Raw genomic sequence first — 18,812 nt, forward strand, 5'->3', positions numbered from 1 at the left:
TGGGCCGGCTCAGCCCGCGCAGGCCGGGCAGAGGCCGCGGTAGGTGACCTCGGCGCCCGAGACGGCGAAGCCGAACCGCTGCTCCGCCGGGAGGTCGGCGAGCGGGTCGCCCAGCGGGTGGACGTCCCGGATGGCACCGCAGCCGGTGCAGACCAGGTGCTGGTGCGGGTGGTGGGCGTTGGGGTCGTAGCGCTTGGCGCGCCCGTCCGTGGACACCTCGATGACCTCACCGAGGGTGACCAGCTCGCCGAGGGTGTTGTAGACCGTCGCGCGGGAGATCTCCGGGAGGCGCTCGGCCGCGCGGGCGTGCACCTCGTCGGCGGTCAGGTGCACGTGCTCGCCGTCCAGGACCTCGGCCACGACACGCCGCTGGGAGGTGAGGCGCCAGCCGCGCTCGCGCAGCCGCTCCAGCAGGTCACTCATCACGGTTCACCTATTCAGGTCATGGGGGAAGACCGGAGTTTACCAACGCGCCGATCCTGAGGCCTGCGACCTCGGCCGGATACGGGTTTGGTGTCATTCTTGACTTGGATTACGTCCATCGTAGGATCGGCTCCGGCGCTAGCCTGGGTAACGGCAGTGCCGAATAGCAGCAGTAGGTGCCGTAGGTAGCAGATAGACACCGTGATCCGCCTTGTACGGAAGGATTCCCATGTCTGAGAACCACGATGCAACCGGTGTAGAGGCGAGCGCGGGCGGCTGCCCGGTCAACCACGGGCGCGCGCTCCACCCGACCCAGGGCGGCGGGAACCGCCAGTGGTGGCCGGAGCGGCTGAACCTCAAGATCCTCGCCAAGAACCCCGCCGTCGCCAACCCGTTCGGCGCGGACTTCGACTACGCCGCGGCGTTCAGCGCCCTGGACCTCGCGGCCGTCAAGCGGGACATCCAGGAGGTGCTCACCACCTCGCAGGACTGGTGGCCGGCCGACTTCGGCTACTACGGTCCGTTCATGATCCGGATGGCCTGGCACAGCGCCGGCACCTACCGGATCAGTGACGGCCGCGGCGGCGCCGGCGGCGGCCAGCAGCGCTTCGCCCCGCTGAACAGCTGGCCGGACAACGCCAGCCTGGACAAGGCCCGCCGGCTGCTGTGGCCGGTGAAGAAGAAGTACGGGCGCAGCCTGTCCTGGGCCGACCTGATCGTCCTGACCGGCAACGTCGCGTTGGAGGGCATGGGCTTCGAGACCTTCGGCTTCGGCGGTGGCCGGGTCGACGAGTGGGAGCCCGACGAGGACGTCTACTGGGGCCCGGAGACCACCTGGCTCGGCGACCAGCGCTACAGCGGCGACCGCGAGCTGGAGAGCCCGCTGGCCGCCGTCCAGATGGGCCTGATCTACGTCAACCCCGAGGGCCCCAACGGCAACCCGGACCCGGTCGCCGCCGCCCGCGACATCCGCGAGACCTTCTACCGGATGGCGATGAACGACGAGGAGACCGTCGCGCTGATCGCCGGCGGCCACACCTTCGGCAAGACCCACGGCGCCGGCCCGGCGGACAACGTCGGCCCGGACCCGGAGGACGCGCCGATGGAGCAGCAGGGTCTCGGCTGGAAGAGCCGCTACGGCACCGGCGTCGGCGGCGACGCCATCACCAGCGGCCTCGAGGGCATCTGGACGGCCACCCCGATCACCTGGGACAACAGCTTCTTCGAGACGCTGTTCGGCTACGAGTGGGAGCTCACCAAGAGCCCGGCCGGGGCCCACCAGTGGAAGCCGAAGGACGGCGCCGGCGAGGGCACCGTGCCGGACGCCCACGACCCGGCCAAGCGGCACACCCCGATCATGCTCACCACCGACCTGTCGCTGCGCTTCGACCCGGTGTACGAGCCGATCTCCCGCCGCTTCCTGGAGAACCCGGCGGAGTTCGCGGACGCCTTCGCCCGCGCCTGGTACAAGCTGACCCACCGCGACATGGGCCCGGTCGTGCGCTACCTCGGCCCGGAGGTCCCGAGCGAGCACCTGCTCTGGCAGGACCCGCTGCCGGCCGTCTCGTACCAGCAGATCGGTGCCGCGGACGTCGCCGACCTCAAGCGGCGGATCGCGGAGACCGGCCTGTCGGTCTCCGAGCTGGTCTCCGCCGCCTGGGCCGCGGCCTCCTCCTTCCGCAGCAGCGACAAGCGCGGCGGTGCCAACGGCGGCCGGATCCGGCTGCAGCCGCAGGCCGGCTGGGAGGTCAACGAGCCGGACCGGCTGGCCGGTGTGCTGCGGGCGCTGGAGGGCGTGCAGCGCGACTTCAACGCACAGGCCGGCGACAAGCAGGTCTCGCTGGCCGACCTGGTGGTGCTGGCCGGCGGCGTCGGCGTCGAGCAGGCGGCCAAGGCGGCCGGGCTGGCCGTCGAGGTGCCGTTCGCGGCCGGCCGGGTGGACGCCCCGCAGGAGCTCACCGACGTCGAGTCCTTCGCCGCGCTGGAGCCCAAGGCGGACGGCTTCCGCAACTGGGTCGGCAAGGGCAACCGGCTGCCGGCCGAGTTCCTGCTGCTCGACAAGGCGAACCTGCTGGGCCTGAGCGCGCCGGAACTGACCGTGCTGGTCGGCGGTCTGCGCGTGCTGGGCGCCAACCACCAGCAGTCCGCGCACGGTGTGCTCACCGAGACCCCGGGCGTGCTGACGAACGACTTCTTCGTCAACCTGCTGGACCTGGGCACCACTTGGTCCTCCACCTCGGAGGACGCCCACACCTTCGAGGGCCGGGACGCCTCCGGTGCGGTCAAGTGGACCGGCACCCGCGCCGACCTGGTCTTCGGCTCGAACTCCGAACTGCGCGCCGTCGCCGAGGTGTACGCGGCCGACGACGCCAAGGAGAAGTTCGTGGAGGACTTCGTCGCGGCCTGGGTCAAGGTCATGAACGCGGACCGCTTCGACCTGGTGTGACGCGGTAGTGCGTGAGGGCGGGAGCCCGGGGCTTCGTCGATCCCCCGGGCTCCCGCGCGTCGTCACGGGGCTCCGGGCTCCGGGCTCCGGGCTGCCGTCCGCCGTCACGGCGGCCCCGAACTCCCGTCCGCCGTCACGGCGTTCCCGGTGCGCCCACGCTGACCAGCCCGGTCTCGTACGCCGCGACCACCACCTGGGCCCGGTCCCGCAGCCCCAACTTGCCCAGGATCCGGGCCACATGGGTCTTCACCGTCGCCTCGGAGAGCTGCAGCCGGCCGGCCAGCTCGGCGTTGCTGAGGCCGCGGGCCAGCAGCCCCATCACCTCCAGCTCACGCGGGGTGAGGGTGGCCAGTTCGCGGTGCGGGGCGGCCGCCTCGGGGGCGGCCGGGCGGGCGAAGCGCTCGACCAGCCGACGGGTGATCGCCGGGGCGAGCAGCGCGTCCCCGGTGCGGACCAGCCGGACGGCGGCGGCCAGGTGTTCCGGGGTGACGTCCTTGAGCAGGAAGCCGCTGGCCCCGGCGGCCATCGCGGCGTAGACGTAGTGGTCCAGGTCGAAGGTGGTCAGCATGATGATCCGGGGCGCGTCGGCGGCGCGGTCCGCGAGGATCCGCCGGGTGGCCTCCAGGCCGTCCAGCCCGGGCATCCGGATGTCCATCAGCACCACGTCCGGCCGGGTGCGGCGGACGGCGGCGACGGCCTGCTCACCGTCCTCGGCCTCGGCGACCACCTCGATCCCCTCGGACTCCAGGATCAGCCGGAAGCCGATCCGGACCAGGGCCTGGTCGTCGGCGACCACCACCCGGACCGGTTGCTGCTCCACGATCTCCGTCAACTCTCAACTCTCCAGCGGTATCGAGGCCTTGACGCGGTAGCCGCCGCGTGGCCGGGGGCCGGTGTGCAGGGTGCCGCCGTAGACGGCGAGGCGTTCGCGCAGGCCGAGCAGGCCGCGTCCGTTGCCGGTGGCGGCGGCGCCGGTGGGGCGGCCGCCGGTGTCGGTGACCTCCACCGTGAGGTGGTCGGCGGCGTAGTCGACGGTCACCGCGGCGTCGGCGCCGCCCGCGTGCTTGACGGTGTTGGTGAGCGCCTCCTGGACGACCCGGTAGGCGGCCAGTTCGACGCCGGGCGGGACGGGCCGGCGTTCCCCGCGCACCGTCAGCTGCACCGGCAGGCCGGCCCGGCGCACGCCCTCCACCAGGGCGTCGAGCCGGCCGAGGCCGGGCTGCGGGCTGAGATCGGCGGCGGCCGCGGGATCGCCTGCGGTCTCCGAGTCGATGGTCAGCAGGCCCATCACCTGGCGCAGTTCGGTCATCGCCGCGCGCCCGCCGGCCTCCACCGCGGCCATCGCCTCGCGGGCCCGGTCCGGAGCGGTGTCCAGGATCTTGCGGGCGGCCCCGGCCTGGATCGTCATCATGCTCACGTTGTGGGTCACCACGTCGTGCAACTCCCGGGCGATGCGCGCCCGTTCCAGCTCCACCGCGCGGTCCAGCGCGGCCAGCTGCTCGCGCTCCAGGGCGGACAGCCGCTCCCGGCCCTCCTCCACCCGGCGCCGCCACATCCGCAGTTCGTAGGCGACCGCGAGCACCGGCACCAGGACGAGGACGGCGATCACCCAGTTCTGGAAGTGCGGCAACAGGGCGCCCTCGAAGAGCACCACCAGTGCCGCGGTGGCGGCCACCAGGCCGAGCAGCACGGCCTTCGGGCGGCGCCCGTACGCGGCCGCGCTGTAGGCGGCGACGATCACCACCACGCCCGCCCAGAACGCGATGTCCGCGTGCTGCGACCGCACCAGCAGGGCGGCCGTCAGCACCGTCCACAGCACCGCCAGCGGGTGGCGCCGGCGCAGCACCAGCGGCAGCGGGACGAAGGGGACCAGCAGCAGCATCCCGTTCCAGGGCGATCCGTGCCAGTGCGGACCGTACTCGCCGTGGGTGCGGGCCGCGACGGTGGCGTAGCGGCCGCAGACGGAGACGAGGAACAGGGCCAGGGCCAGGTCGAAGGCCTGGCCGCGCCGGGTGGGCCGGGGCGGGGGCGGCGCCTCGTCGGCGCCGCCGTCCAGCAGCCGTCGCACGGTGGGGTGGTTGATCACCGGGTCATTGTGGCGGTCGGCCGCCGCCGGGGACAGCCCCGCGAGCGGCGGCAGCCGCTGCACCCGGCGACTACCTCGCAAGGATGACACCGGCGGCCGTACGCCCGGCGCGGTACGGAAGTTGCGGCGGGCGGCGGACGCGGCCGGCCACCCGCCGTCCCTAGCTTCGTCCTCGTCACCAGCGGAGCAACGGCGAGGAGCGGGGAATGAACGGCGATCCGGTGATCGAACTGAGCGGTGTCAGCCGCCACTACGAGGGGGCGCGGGCCGCGCTGGACGGGGTGACGCTGAGCGTGCGCGAGGGCGAGTCGGTGGCGGTGCTCGGCCCGTCCGGCAGCGGCAAGTCCACCCTGCTGAACCTGATCGCCGGGCTCGACCGGCCGAGCGCCGGGACGGTCACGGTGGCCGGGGTCCGGGTGGACCGGCTGAACGAGACGGGCTCGGCCCGGTACCGGCGCGGCGCCATCGGCATGGTGTTCCAGTTCTTCAACCTGCTGGACGACCTCACCGTTGCCGACAACGTGGTGCTGGCCGGCGAACTGGCCGGCGTCCCGCGCCCCGAGGCCCGGCGGCGGGCCGGCGAACTGCTGGAGTCGCTCGGCATCGACCGGCACGCCCGCGCCCACCCGGGCCGGCTCTCCGGCGGCGAACGCCAACGTGTCGCGGTGGCAAGGGCGTTGATGAACGATCCGGCCCTGCTGCTGGCCGACGAGCCGACCGGCGCGCTGGACTCGGCCTCCGGCGAGGACGTCAAGGAGCTGTTCCGGGAGCTGCACCAGGACGGCCAGACCATCCTGCTGGTCACCCACGACCTGACCCTCGCCGCGGACTGCGCCACCCGCACCGTCCGGATGCGGGACGGCCGGATCGAGTCGGACACGGCCGACACGGCGGGCCCGGCGGAGACGGCGGGCCCGGCGGAGACGGCGGGTACGGCGTCCTCGGCTCCGGAGGTCGTGGCATGAGCGCGCTCGGAAGGGTGGTCCGCGCCGGGGTGCGCCGCCGCCGGACCCAGTCGATCGCCGTCGGGCTGTCCGCCCTGGTGGCCACCACCTGCTCCGTCCTCGGCGGTTCGCTGCTGGTCGCCTCCCAGGCCCCCTTCGACCAGGCCTTCGACGGCCAGCATGGGGCCCACCTCACCGTCGGCTTCGACGGCACGAGGACCGGCGCCGACCAGCTCGCCGCCACCGCGCACGCCACCGGGGTGACGGCCGCCGCCGGCCCCTTCCGCACCGTCACCGTCGACCCCGAGCCGGGCCCCGGCTCGACCGGACCGGCGGGCCTGACGATGGCGCCGATGACCGTCGCCGGCCGCCCGTCGGCCGCCACCGGTGTCGACGACGTCACCATGATGGAAGGGAGTTGGCCCGCCAGGCCCGGTGAGGTGGTGCTCGCCGCCGACTACGGGAACCCGGGCGTGCCGATCGGCGGGACGCTCCGCCTGCCCGGCCTGCCAGGCACCCCCTCGCTGACCGTCGTCGGCCTCGCCCGCTCCGTCAGCCGCACCGCCGACGCCTGGGTGCTGCCCGACACCGTCCCGTCCCTCACCGCGCCCGGCAGCACACCCGGGTACGAGATGCTCTACCGCTTCGCCGACGCCGCCACCACCGACGCGGTCGCCGCCGACCGGGCCGCCGTCACCGCCGCGGCCCCCGCCAGGGCGGTCACCGGCGCCCGGTCCTGGCTCACCGCCAAGCAGGGCTCGGACCGCAACACCGCCCTCTTCCTGCCGTTCATGGTCGCCTTCGGCCTGCTCGGCATGGCGATGTCGGTGCTGGTCGCGGGCAACGTGGTGGCCGGTGCGGTCGGCAGCGCCACCCGGCGGATCGGCGTGCTCAAGGCGATCGGCTGCACCCCCGCCCAGGTGGTGCGCGCCTACGTCGCCCAGGCGATGGTCCCGGCCGCCGTCGGCACCCTGCTGGGCGTGGTGGTCGGCAACCTGCTGACCGTCCCGGTGCTCGCCACCGCCGGGAACCTGTACGGCACCGACGCCTCCGGGGTCGCCCCCTGGGTGGACGTCGCGGTGGCCGGCGGCACCCTGGCCGCCGTCGCCCTGGTCGCCTGGGCGGCCGCCGCCCGGGCCGGCCGGCTGCGCACCGTCGACGCGCTGGCCGTCGGCCGCACGGCGGGCACCACCCGGCGCGACGCCCTCGCCCGCCGGGCCGCCGGGATGCTCGCCGCCGTGCTGTTCGGCACCACGGCGGCGGTCTTCGCGGTCGGCATGGGCGGAACGATGCACTGGGTGCAGGAGGCGAAGAACCACGACACGTCGGACGTCTTCGTGCACCCCCAGCGGATCCCCGGCCCGGTCGGCCGGGCGGCTCCCGCGGCCGGGCCCGACCAGGCCGACCCGACCGCCGTCACCGCCGCCCTGGCCGCCCAGCCCGGTACCGCGGGCTACTACGGTGTCGGCGCGGCGGACGTCACCGTCCCCGGGGTCGCCGGGACCACCCTGGTGACCGCCTTCACCGGCGACTCCTCCCGGGCCGGTTACCGGATGGTCTCCGGCCGCTGGTTCCAGGACCCGGGCGAGGCCGTCGCCCCCGTCACCTTCCTCACCGAGGCCTCGGTGAAGCTCGGCGACCAGGTCACCTTCACCACCCACGGCCGGGCCGTCACCGTCCGGATCGTCGGTGAGGTCTTCGACCCGCACGTGCAGGCCGACGAACTGCTCACCGACGCCGCCACCTTCCCGTCCGGCACGGCCCCGAAGCCGGACGTCTGGTTCGTCAAGGTCAGGCCCGGCACCGACCACGCCGGCTACGCCGCCGCCCTCGGCGGCGCGCTGGCCCCGCTGCACCTGGCCGCCCAGGCCGACCCGGAGCACAGCTCCAGCGATTCGATCCTCGCCCTGAACTCGCTCACCGCCACCCTGACCGCGCTGCTGGTGGTGGTCGCCGGGCTCGGGGTGTTCAACACCGTCGTCCTGGAGATCCGCGAACGCACCCGGGACATGGGCGTCACCAAGGCCCTCGGCATGACCCCGGCGCAGACCGTCGGCGTGGTGCTGGCCTCGGTGCTGCTGGTCGGGGCGGTCGGCGGTGCGATCGGCCTACCGGCCGGACTGCTGCTGCACCGCCTGACGGTGCCCGCGATGGGCCACAGCGCCGGCCTGAACTTCCCGGCCTCCGCCCTGGACGTCTTCGGCACGCCCACGCTGGTCCTGCTCGGCCTCGGCGGCGTGCTGATCGCCCTGCTCGGTGCCCTGCTGCCCGCCGTCCGGGCGGCGCGGGCGCGGACGGTGGACGCGCTGCGGGCGGAGTGAGGCCCCGGGCGGGCCGGGGGCCGGCCTGATCCACCGGCCACGCCCCAGCTAGGACCCCTCGTCCGCCCGGTCCTCCTCGGCCTTCCGCTCCGCCGCCCGGACCTGCTCGGTGAAGGCGTGCTCGTCGAGCCGCTCGACGCCCGCCCCGTGCTTCGCGGCCAACCGGTCCACCGGGCCGGGCGAGGCCTCCCGCACCTCCACGGCGACCAGCGCCCCGCCGTCCGGCACCCGGGGCGACAGCACGATCAGCGCGGCGCCGCCCTCCGACGCCGCGTGCTCCTCGGCCGCGCTGCCGAGCGCCGCGCCCGCCGCGAAGCCCAGCAGTACCCCCACGGGCCCGCCGAGCAGCCCCACCAGGCCGCCCAGCACCCCCGAGCCGACGGTGGCCACCCCGGCGCCCCGGGTGAAGGTGTCCTTGATCTCCAGCAGGCCGTCGGCACTGCGCTCCATCGCCGCCGCGTACCGCAACCCCGGCAGGTGCTGCACCTCGTCGAACGCGGGACGCCAGGCCCCGCCGTCGGGAAAGGTCAGCAGGACGACGTTGTGCTGCTCGCTCATCGCACTCCGATCGGACTGGGCTCGGCTCGGTCCTCCATCGTGACCGCCGCCGCGCGACCCGGCCACAGGAACCGGCTCGTCGACCCGGCTCGATGGGGTGGTCATCCGATGAGCGGATGACGCGCGGGTGGTCTGCCCTGGCCCGCGCCGAATCGAACATCGCGGACCTCTCCGGTGATCGACATCCACCAACTCGCCGTCGCCGACACGGAATCGCCCGGATCGGGTGAGAGCGGACGGGACACGCCGAGCGGGCCCGTCGACCGCTGCCAGGATCGGGGTCCGCACCGGCAGCCGTACGCAACCTCGCCGACCAGATCGACGCCTTCAACGAGGTCAGCGACACCATGCGTCAACGGCTGGACGACATGCCCACCGACCGTCGTGCCGAGGTCGAGGAGGCGTCCGCGAGCACACCGAGCAGGATCGCAGCCGGCAAGCCGCACGGAGCCACCGCGACGACCACGCCGGACTGGCACCCAGCCAGACAAGCCTGGCCACCGACCTGGAGATCGCGAAGGCCGACAACCAGCGGCTGCGGACCGAAGTCGCCACTGCCATCCGAAATATCCGACTACAGGCCAATAATGCGCACTTGCGATCCCATTGTGGAAATATCTGCATGAGACTTCCGGAAGATCACTTGCCGTATTTATACGATGGACGGATAGTTGCTAGTGCTGATACGTTTCATTGCGCGGGGAGTGGAAAGCTCCGTCGAGGCGATAACCACTCTGGGGGGAATGGATATGCGTCCGCTCAGCTGGAGGCGGGCAGCTACGTAGTGCTCATCGACGGCGAGATGTGCCACTCCGGTGCACCCTGGGACGACACGTTCTACTACAAGGACTGATTGTCTCCGGTCATGTGTCGGCAGTAGGTTGCGAGACCAAGGCTCAATGGATGCTACCCGCCGGAAGAGATGATGCCCAATAACCCCCTCTCTCGAGAAATCGAGATGCTGGCTCACGAGTTCTGTGGGGCAGTGTTTGGACTGCCACGGCAGGACCCGGTGGGGCTGAGGTCGGTCAAGGCTGAGGATCTCTATGAATCGGCCTCGATCTCCTATCGCGTGGGTGGCAAGCTGATTACTGTCGGTACTCTGCTGGACGATGTTGATCCCAGCTTCGCATACAGGTGGCTGGCGACTCATCGAAAAAATGACGCGCCGGAAGCGCCTAGTCCGAAAGCGGTCGATATTCGAGTCGGACGCGGCGTCATTGATCCATCGGGTCGGATCCCTGGCCATCTCGCAGCATATGGTCTGGGGGGATACTGCGCCCTTACTCCCCAGCTGCGGCCTGTGAACTGGATCATTGTAGGAGACCTTGAAGCAGTGATTCGCTGGTGCGTGGCGGTAGCCCCTGTCGCAGGAGGTTGCTCCACCGAGATCGACTGAATCCGAAATAGCCGAGATGATTTTGCGCGCATGGATGTCGGATCAGAGTCTGATGCGACAGGGAGTTGAGACTCGCAGGTCGTGACAGCCACTCGGTTGAGTGAAGTCATCAAGGTGTGCCCCCGTCGGCGTGTCGACGGGGGCACCGTGCTGTGGCCGGCGCCCTGCGCGTTGTCGGCCTGACCTAGGAAATGCCACGAATTCGAGACTGAACCCGGCTGACACGGCGTGAGACAGTTGGAGGAAGCCTGGCACGTGTCCCCCTCACATGCGCGTGCGACCGCGAGAGATGCATCGATGTCCACCTCGTCGTCCTGCGACTTGATGTCCTCGGTCACGGCGGGAGAGCCTGCCGCATGGCCACCTGAGGCTCAACCAATTTTCTGCTTGCTGGCCGAGATCGTGCCCAACATGCCTGCGGGCAGCCGTGCCGTCCGACGCGGACAGATACTTGACAGCTATAGACAACACTCGACCCGCGCGCCGCATCCTGCACGCCCTGCACGCCCTGCACGCCCTGCGCGGCCTCGCCGCGGGCCGGATCACCCTGCTGGTGACCCGCAACATCGCCAACGCGGCGGTCGCCGACCGGGTGATCGTGATGGACGAGGGCAGCATCGTCCAGACCGGCACCTGGGCCGAACTCGCCGCCCGCCCGGCGGGCCGGAATTCGGGCGACGGACGGGCCCGGATGCACGACGATGACGGCATGCTGAACAACGGGGAACCCGAACCGGACGCGACGGACGAGGACGAGCTGCTGCAACGCCTGGTCGGCGAAGCGTGGGTGAACGTGCACCGGTTCGGCGGCACGGGCGTCGTCGACTTCGGCGGGACGGTCTCGTGGCCGCTGGGCGGGAGCGGGGAGGTGTCGACGGGCAGCCGGTATGCCGTGCACGCCCAGTGCCCGTTCCGGATCGTCCAGTGCGGGGAGGTGTACCTCGGCTCCGACGACCTGGTGCCGGGCGGGGGCGGCGACCGCCTCGCCTACGACACCGGGGCGGACGCGCTGCGGGAGTTCCTGGCGCGGCGGTCGCCCCGGGTGCTGTCGGTGGAGCGGGCGCCGGAGGGCGACCTGCGGATCACCCTGGAGCACGAGCTCAGGATCGACGTCCTGCCGACGAGTTCGAAGGTCGGGGAGTGCTGGCGGTTCGTGGTCCGGGGCGGGGACCACGTGGTGTTCCCGCCCGTCGACTGATCCTGCGGACTGCGGACTGCGGACTGCGGACTGCGGACTGCGGACTGCGAACTGCCGATCGCCGGACTGCCGGACTGCCGGACTGCCGGACTGCCGGACTGCCGACTGCCGCGGCCCGGCGGGATCAGGCGACGGCTCAGCGCCCGCTGCGGGCCACGGCCCGCAGCCGTCGCCAGGTGCGCCCGGCGGGCCCGCCCGCGGGGGCGTCGTTCGCCCAGTCCCGGGCCGTCCCGGCGAAGGTGTCGGTGCCCGGCGCGGCCGGTGGCCGGGCCCGGCCCGTCCGGGCGGCGCGCAGCAGTTGCTCCGAGGTGATGCCGTCGAGCCGGGCCCGGGCGTGGTCGAGCAGGGTGGCGCCGGCGGCGGCGATCGCGGGCTCGCCCAGCGGGCGGGTCGGCAGCGCCAGCCCTTCGGCGAGCAGCTGGTCCAGGGCTGTCCGCAGGTCGGGGACGGAGAGGTCGCGGACCGTCAGCGACAGGTGGCCGGACAGTCCCTCGGCGCCCACCGCGCGGTGGGCGAAGGCGCGCGGGACGTAGAGCACGTCGCCGGGCCCGAGGACGGTGTGCAGGCGTTGCGGCGAGCGTTCGTCGTCGGGGAGTTCGCCGAGCGACCACTCGGCGGCGGCCGGTGCGTCGTGGACGTACCAGGTCTTGCGTCCGGAGACCTGGAGGACGAACACGTCGGCGTCGTCGCGGTGCACCGCCAGGCCCTGGCCGCCGACCGGGGTGAGGAAGAAGAACGCCTCCACCCGCCGGTCCAGCTCCTCGGAGAGCCGGGACACCAGGTCGCCGGTCGGGCCGTGCCACTGGTCGACGCAGCGCAGCAGCAGCGTCGCCCCGGTGCGCAGGAGCGCGAGCACCTTGGCGCGGTCGGCGAAGCCGTGGTGGGCGGTGCCGTTGACGGTGCGGGAGGTGGTGAAGGCCTCGGCCGGGACGACCACCTTGTCGGAGCGGACCATCTCCAGGTACGGGGTGCGCAGCAGCCCGCTGTCGAAGGCGGCGTCCAGCGTGTCGAGGTCGAACGGCGAGGCGGGCCGGGCGGGGGTGAAGACGGCGGGTTCGCGCTGCCACCGGTGGTCGGCGAAGCCTGCGAGGTCGCCGACCCAGTCGGCGAGCGTGGGCGATTCCATGGGGTGTCCAGTGCTGTCGGGAGGGCCGGCCGGTTCAGCTGCCGACGGGTTCACGTACGGGCGGACTCGGCTGTCGGCGGGTTCATCGGCGGGTTCAGGTGCCGACGGAGGCCTCGAACCGTACGGAGAGCAGGGAGCGCAGCGGGACGGGCGCGTCCTGCCGGGGGCTGCGGATGGTGAGGCCGTGGTCGAGGGCGACGGTGAGCAGGCGTTCGGCGAGCGGGACGACCAGGTGCTTGGCCCAGCAGCGGGCGCCGTCGAAGCCGAACGGCATGAACCCGGGGGTCTTCTCCGGGTCGGCGACCCCGTCCCAGCGCTGCGGCCGGAACTCCAGCGGGTCGGCCCAGTAGTCCGGGTGCCGGTGCATCAGCAGGGGGAGCAGCGCGATGTTGTCCTCGGCGCGGATCTCGGGGTGCAGTCCGGCGTAGGCGTCTCCGCCGTTGCGGTAGAGCATCCACGCGGGCGGGAGCAGGCGCAGGGTCTCCCACAGGACGGCGGTGAGGTCCTCGCGGGGTTCGGGTGCCGTCCGCAGCAGCCACAGGGCGTTGCCGGCCAGGGCGGCCACGCCGTCGCAGAGGGTGGCGGAGGCCCGCCGGTACATGGCGACGGCCTGTTTGCGCTCCAGCGGGTCGTCGGCGCCGCGGATCAGTCCGGCCATGGCGGTGGGCGGGTGGCCGGCCCCGGTTCCGTCCCCGCTCCCGTTGCCGTTCCCGCTCCGGGTGCCGCCCGCTCCGCCCGGCCAGGTGGTGACGGCCCGGTCGACGAGCCGGGAGAGGGTGTCGGAGCGGGTGATGCCGCGCTTGGCCAGCAGGGAGACGGGTAGCGGGTCGGATCCGAACAGCCACCGGCGCAGGTAGGCGGTGGGCGCGTACGGCCAGGCGCCGGTCAGCCCGCGGGCCGGGGGCGGTGGCTTGCGGATGCCCGCCATGACGTCCTGCCCCAGGGCGCGGATCGTCCGGGTCGCGCTGTCGTGGGGGATGTCGGCGCCCGCGGCGGGCTTGTAGACGGAGCGCTCGGTCTGGAGCACCGGGCGGGCTGCCACGATGTCGGCCATCAGCCGGGCGTCGGAGACGCCGACCGTGGTGGCGTCGACGCGGAACACCTTGGCGTCCCGGGCCAGGAGGTCCTGAATTCGCGGGGCGTAGACGACGGAATGTTCGCGGACCGTTTCCGGCGCCATTTCTTGCACGAGGATCCCGCCTCCGTGGGAATAGCGATGAAATGCGGCGCCGGGGGGGGGGGGGGGGGGGGGGGGGGAGGGGGGAGAGGGGGGGGGGGGGGTCCCTCCCCCCCCCCCACCGGCCGTGGTGCGTCAGATGACGTGCAGAACCCACGCGTGGTTGGCGAGGTCCTCGTCACGCTTGAACTTCTTCACGATCGCCTTGATCATCTTCATGGCTGTCCCCTTTCCGGGAATACGGGTGCGACGAATAGGTGTAGCCGCACCGGTGGTGAAGTCCGACTTTCCGGTCCGGAAGGCCGAAGTGCTTCAACTGACTCAGGACCTTAACCGAACGACGGCGATCATGACACCCCTTCGACAACCGGAGTTCGATTTCTACGGGGCGTTGACAGCCAATTCGAATGTCGAATCGTTATAACCTTTTCCGGTGGGGGCATTCGCGCCGGCATTCCCGGGGTGCCGGGACAGGCGTCGGCGTAGGCCTGGCCCCGGACGCACGGGGAGGGCCCCGCGTGGACGCGGGACCCTCCGGTGGGTGCGGGGCCGGTCAGTTGTACGTGGTGGTGACGGTCACGCCGCCGAAGCCCTGCTGGGCGTACAGGCTGAAGTACACCCAGCCGGACGGCGGGTTCGCGATGGTCAGGGTCTCGCCGTTCCCGGCGGCGGTGGACTTCGCCTGGTACGCCGAAGTGGTCGCCCAGGAAGGTCCGTTGTAGTACAGGTCGGCGTTGCCGGTGCCACCGGCGGTGGTGATGGTCAGCTGCTTCACCCCGGCCGGCAGGTAGAGGAAGCTGTAGCCGTAGTTGCCGGTGGTGGCGGCCACGCCGTCGCGGCGGCAGTTCTTGTCGTACTGCCGGGTGTCGGCGGCCGCGCACAGCGGGGCCTGGCCGGTGGGCAGGCTGCCGCAGTTGTCGGCGGCGCAGGCCTTGAGCCAGGTCGCGAAGTCGGCGTCGTAGCGGGTGCCGATGGTGGTCTTGAGCAGGGTGCGGGCGCCGGTCCAGTCGCCGGCGCGGTACTTGGCGAGCAGTGCGTCGATGTCCTGCGGGTGCGACTGGAGCATGTAACGCACCGCCAGGTAGCCCCAGTTGTAGATCCGGGTGGAGTCGGCGTTGTCGTAGGTGGTGTCGAAGAGCGTGCTCAGCGGGTAGCTGCCCTTGCCGGCCTGGGTGACGGCGTCGTCGTAGTGGACGCCCCGGTAGCTGTACGAGACGTACTCGGCCAGGCCCTCGACCCACCAGACGGTCGGGGTGGTCATGCCCGCCTCGAAGTCGCCGTACATGTCGTAGCGGCCGTCGAGGTAGTGGGTGTACTCGTGGTTCAGGTTCCAGATCTGGAAGCTCGGGCGCAGCCAGTCGGCCTGGTGGGCGATGAAGCGGGCCTGGTTGCCGGGGGTGGCCGGGTTGCCCTCCTCGTACATGCCGCCGTTGTCGACGGCGATGTGGTACATCTCCCAGGCGTAGAGGCTGTAGTTGTAGTAGTCGTCGAAGACGACGACCTCCAGGCCGGTGTTGCGGTCGTCGGCGACCGGGCCGTTGTCCTTGGCCACCCGGTGGAAGAACGCGTCCTGGTCGACCAGGCTGGTGCAGGTGTCGGTGTTCTGCTGGGCGGTCATGCTCTGCGAGCGGATCCGCAGGTTCGGGTTGCAGGTGTGGTCGCTCGTGAGCACCAGCGGGACGAGCTTCGCGGGGACGTCGCAGGTGCCGTAGTAGGAGCAGTTGCCCGCGTCCTTCTGCTCCGCGAACCAGAGCAGGTTCATGGTGAGCGGGCCGGTGGCGCCGACCAGCGGGTAGCGGTTGACCAGGTCCTTGACGATCGGTCGGCCCTGCGCGCGGAGGCCGTCGACGGCGACCAGGTGGCCGATCTGGATGCCGATCCGGGTCACCGGGTCGGCGCCGGTGAGCTGGGCGCTGTTGCGGGTGACGAAGGAGGCCATGGTGGTGGCGAAGGACGGGTCGGCCTGGAGGGCGGCGGTGAACTCGGGGAGCTCGAAGCCGCGTTCGATGACGGTCTCGGTGTTGCCGACGGCGGCGGCCATCGAGCCGGTCCACCCGCCGGTGTAACCGTCGAGCAGGCGCTTGACCACGCCGGTGTAGCGGGCGTTCTCCCGGGCGCTGTCGATCAGCGTGACGGCCTCGGCCAGGGTGGCGCCGTTGGCCTCGGTGACGTCCTTGCTGTGCGGGGCGGCGAAGAAGGCGTCCAGCGCGGCCTGGATCGCGGTCCGCAGGCCGTCGCCGTACGGGCCGACGGCGTCGGGGTGGTACCACTGCACGTAGTAGCCGGCGCGCAGGAACAGCACCAACTGCCCGGCGGAGGTGGAGTTGTCGCCCGGGTAGCCGGCGGCGGCGGTGTCGCGCAGGGCGTCGGCGACGGTCACCATCTGGGCCTCGGCGAAGGCGCCCTTGGCGTCGTTGCCGGTGAGCGTGAACAGCGTGTTGACGCAGTCGAGGCCCGCCGCCTTGACCCGCTGGACCAGCGCGGCACCGGACGTGCCGGTGAACGCCGCGGTGTCGCAGGCGGTCAGCTGCCGCGCCGTCCGGGCGGTGCCGATGGCGCCGGCCGCGGTCGGGGCGGTGGGCCTGCCCTGGTTCTCGGCGGCGAGCGGACGGGGGTCCTGGGGGGTGTCGGGCGACTTCGGCACCGGGATCGCGCGCGGGGCGACGGGTGCGGCGGCCCGTGGGGCGGCCGGTGCGGTCGGCGTGGGAGCGCGGTCGGCCGCGTGCGCCTGCGGGGCGAACAGGCCGGCTGCGAGGAAGAAGGCGGCGCCGAGCGCGGGCAGTCGGCGCGCGTTCGCCTTCGATATCCGGAAGGGACGCATGGGGTGGGGGCCTCCGGGACCGTGAGGGGGCCGTGCGGTGGGGGCGCACGGACGGAGTCTGATGTGTGACATGTAAAATGGCACACTCATTCAGGTAAAGGGAAGGCCTGGGAACCCGGCTTCCGGCCGACGAGACCGAACCGTGCCCTTCCGTCCCGCCGGGCACGCCCTCGGCGCGTCCCTCGATGCGCCACCCGACGCATCCCTCGATACACCACCCGACGCACCGTTCGGCGCGCTGTCCGACGAGCCGCTCGGGCAGGAGATCTGATGGACCGTCAGGCCACTGACCGCGCCCGGGGGGTGAGCGCCGCGAACTCCAGCGGCGCCGACGGATCCACCGACACGTCCGCCGGAGCGGGCTCGGCCCCGGCCCGGGCGAGGAGGTCGCCGACGGCCGCGACCATCGCGCCGTTGTCCGTGCACAGCCGCAGCGGCGGCACCCGCAGGGCGATCCCGGCCGCGGCGCACCGCTGCTCGGCGAGTGCCCGCACCCGCGAGTTGGCGGCCACCCCGCCGACCACCACCAGGGTGTCGATCCCGTGGTCGGTGCAGGCCCGCACCGCCTTGCGGGTGAGCACGTCCGCGATCGCCTCCTGGAGGGCTGCCGCCGCGTCCGGAACGTGCGGTTCCTCGCCGGCCGTGCGCCGCGCCTCGACCCAGCGGGCGGCGGCGGTCTTGAGGCCGGAGAAGGAGAAGGCGTACGGGTCGTCAAGCGGCCCGGTCAGCGGCCGCGGCAGCCGTACCGCCGCCGGGTCCCCGTCGCGCGCGGCGCGGTCGACGGCCGGTCCGCCGGGGTAGGGCAGGCCCAGGATCCGGGCGACCTTGTCGAAGCACTCGCCGGCCGCGTCGTCCAGGGTGTCGCCGAGGTGGACGATCCGGCCCCGGGCGAGGTCGCGGACCAGCAGCAGCGAGGTGTGCCCGCCGGAGACGATCAGCACGATGCACGGGTCGGGCAGCGGCCCGCCGTCCAGGGTCGCGGCGGCGACGTGCCCGGCGAGGTGGTGCACCCCGTACAGCGGGACGCCGAGCGAGAAGGCGTACCCCTTGGCGGCGGCGACCCCGACCTGGAGGGCGCCGGACAGGCCGGGGCCGGTGGTGACGGCGACGGCCCCGACGTCCCGCAGCGTCAGTCCGGCCCGGTCCAGGGCCTCCTGCACCACGGGGGCCATCGCGTGGACGTGCGCCCGGGCGGCGATCTCCGGGACCACGCCGCCGTAGCGGGCGTGCTCGTCCATCGAGGAGGCCACCGCCTGCCCGAGCAGCACGCCGTCCCGGACCAGACCGGCACCGGTCTCGTCGCAGGAGGACTCGATGCCCAGTACGACCACCGGCGCCCCTGTCACAGTCACTCACCCTCTTCACTCATTACACGTGCGGGTGACCATTGTGCCCGATGTGAACGCTGGAATAAGCAGGAGCCCATGCTTCGTTCCTGCAACTCATACGCAATAGTGTTGTCCCGGCACGATCGTCATCGCTCAACCCGCCGAAAGGGGCCGTGTCCTGATGGGCACCTACTCGCTTCCCGACCTGCCGTACGACTACTCCGCGCTCGAGCGGGCCATGTCCGCCGAGATCCTGGAGCTGCACCACTCCAAGCACCACGCCGCCTACGTGAAGGGAGCGAACGACACCCTGGAGCAGCTCGCCGAGGCGCGCGACAAGGAGCAGTTCGGCGGCCTGATCGGCCTGCAGAAGACCTTCGCCTTCCACCTCTCCGGCCACGTGCTGCACTCGCTGTTCTGGCAGAACCTGTCCCCGGAGGGCGGCGACCGCCCCGAGGGCGAGCTGGCCGACGCCATCACCGAGCACTTCGGCAGCTTCGAGGCCTTCAAGAAGCAGCTCACCACCGCCACCACCGGTGTCCAGGGCTCCGGTTGGGGCATCCTGTCCTGGGAGCCGCTCGGGCAGCGCCTGATCGTCGAGCAGGTCTACGACCACCACGGCAATGTCGGCCAGGGCACCACCCCGCTGCTGGCCTTCGACGCCTGGGAGCACGCCTACTACCTGCAGTACCGCAACGTCCGCCCGGACTACGTCACCCGTCTGTGGGACGTCGTCAACTGGCAGGACGTCTCCTCCCGCTTCGCCGCCGTCAAGGGCGCCTGAGCACCGAGCGAGCAGGAAGGCCCCGGACCGGTCGGGCGGTCCGGGGCCTTCCCCCGCGTCCCCGCCGTGGTTTCCCGCCACGGCCGTCGATCCCCGTCACGTCAGCCACACCGAACCGAACGCCCTCCGCTACCCGTTGTTCGCCCGTGAACGGCGCGCGGTCGCTACGCTCGGGACACCGCCGGTCACCGGCGGTCGGCG

General features: G+C 72.3%; 13 protein-coding genes. 5 read left to right on the forward strand and 8 right to left on the reverse strand.

From position 1 onward, the window contains the following. Positions 1-9: 9 nt before the first annotated feature. Positions 10-423, reverse strand: coding sequence for a Fur family transcriptional regulator (locus ACZ58X_RS28190; RefSeq protein ID WP_360238584.1), 414 nt, complete (start codon positions 421-423; stop codon positions 10-12). Between the two features lie 229 nt (positions 424-652). Between ACZ58X_RS28190 and katG the strand changes: the two genes are divergently transcribed. Beyond that, the gene (gene katG, locus ACZ58X_RS28195; RefSeq protein WP_470336393.1) at positions 653-2,869 is read left to right on the forward strand and encodes a catalase/peroxidase HPI; all 2,217 of its coding nucleotides are present in this window, start codon (positions 653-655) and stop codon (positions 2,867-2,869) included. A 133-nt stretch (positions 2,870-3,002) separates the two neighbouring features. On the opposite strand, the gene ACZ58X_RS28200 is transcribed toward katG, so the two are convergent. Next, a complete protein-coding gene (locus ACZ58X_RS28200) occupies positions 3,003-3,701 on the reverse strand; it encodes a response regulator transcription factor (protein ID WP_470336394.1) in 699 nt (232 codons plus the stop codon). 3 nt (positions 3,702-3,704) lie between these two features. Further along, the gene (locus ACZ58X_RS28205; protein ID WP_470336395.1) at positions 3,705-4,955 is read right to left on the reverse strand and encodes a sensor histidine kinase; all 1,251 of its coding nucleotides are present in this window, start codon (positions 4,953-4,955) and stop codon (positions 3,705-3,707) included. 206 nt (positions 4,956-5,161) lie between these two features. Between ACZ58X_RS28205 and ACZ58X_RS28210 the strand changes: the two genes are divergently transcribed. Both ACZ58X_RS28210 and ACZ58X_RS28215 read left to right on the forward strand, forming a co-directional pair. Next, positions 5,162-5,920, forward strand: a complete 759-nt coding sequence (locus tag ACZ58X_RS28210) for an ABC transporter ATP-binding protein (RefSeq protein WP_470336396.1) — start codon at positions 5,162-5,164, stop codon at positions 5,918-5,920. Beyond that, positions 5,917-8,220 carry an ABC transporter permease gene (locus ACZ58X_RS28215; protein ID WP_470336397.1) on the forward strand — a complete coding sequence of 768 codons (2,304 nt, stop codon included), beginning with the start codon at positions 5,917-5,919 and terminating at the stop codon, positions 8,218-8,220. Before ACZ58X_RS28210 ends, ACZ58X_RS28215 begins: the two co-directional genes overlap by 4 nt. A gap of 48 nt (positions 8,221-8,268) precedes the next feature. Here ACZ58X_RS28215 and ACZ58X_RS28220 read toward each other — a convergent pair whose 3' ends face one another. Continuing rightward, entirely contained in the window at positions 8,269-8,778 is a 510-nt protein-coding gene (locus ACZ58X_RS28220; protein WP_470336398.1) for a histidine kinase, read from the reverse strand. A 1,850-nt stretch (positions 8,779-10,628) separates the two neighbouring features. Between ACZ58X_RS28220 and ACZ58X_RS28225 the strand changes: the two genes are divergently transcribed. Next, positions 10,629-11,375 (forward strand): hypothetical protein, encoded by a 747-nt coding sequence (locus tag ACZ58X_RS28225; RefSeq protein ID WP_470336399.1) that lies wholly within the window; start codon positions 10,629-10,631, stop codon positions 11,373-11,375. A gap of 136 nt (positions 11,376-11,511) precedes the next feature. Here ACZ58X_RS28225 and ACZ58X_RS28230 read toward each other — a convergent pair whose 3' ends face one another. From ACZ58X_RS28230 to tsaD, 4 genes are all read right to left on the reverse strand, one after another. Next, positions 11,512-12,501 carry a JmjC domain-containing protein gene (locus ACZ58X_RS28230; RefSeq protein WP_470336400.1) on the reverse strand — a complete coding sequence of 330 codons (990 nt, stop codon included), beginning with the start codon at positions 12,499-12,501 and terminating at the stop codon, positions 11,512-11,514. 94 nt (positions 12,502-12,595) lie between these two features. After that, entirely contained in the window at positions 12,596-13,681 is a 1,086-nt protein-coding gene (locus ACZ58X_RS28235) for a cytochrome P450 (RefSeq protein ID WP_470336401.1), read from the reverse strand. Between the two features lie 550 nt (positions 13,682-14,231). Beyond that, a complete protein-coding gene (locus tag ACZ58X_RS28240; protein WP_470336402.1) occupies positions 14,232-16,499 on the reverse strand; it encodes a M9 family metallopeptidase in 2,268 nt (755 codons plus the stop codon). A 278-nt stretch (positions 16,500-16,777) separates the two neighbouring features. Then, on the reverse strand, positions 16,778-17,851 hold the full coding sequence (gene tsaD, locus ACZ58X_RS28245; RefSeq protein WP_470336403.1) for a tRNA (adenosine(37)-N6)-threonylcarbamoyltransferase complex transferase subunit TsaD: 1,074 nt from the start codon (positions 17,849-17,851) through the stop codon (positions 16,778-16,780). A 157-nt stretch (positions 17,852-18,008) separates the two neighbouring features. On the opposite strand from tsaD, the gene ACZ58X_RS28250 reads away from it, so the two are divergent. Continuing rightward, positions 18,009-18,611, forward strand: a complete 603-nt coding sequence (locus ACZ58X_RS28250) for a superoxide dismutase (RefSeq protein ID WP_470336404.1) — start codon at positions 18,009-18,011, stop codon at positions 18,609-18,611. Positions 18,612-18,812 lie beyond the last annotated feature (201 nt).

This window comes from Kitasatospora sp. NPDC040550 (assembly GCF_055594965.1).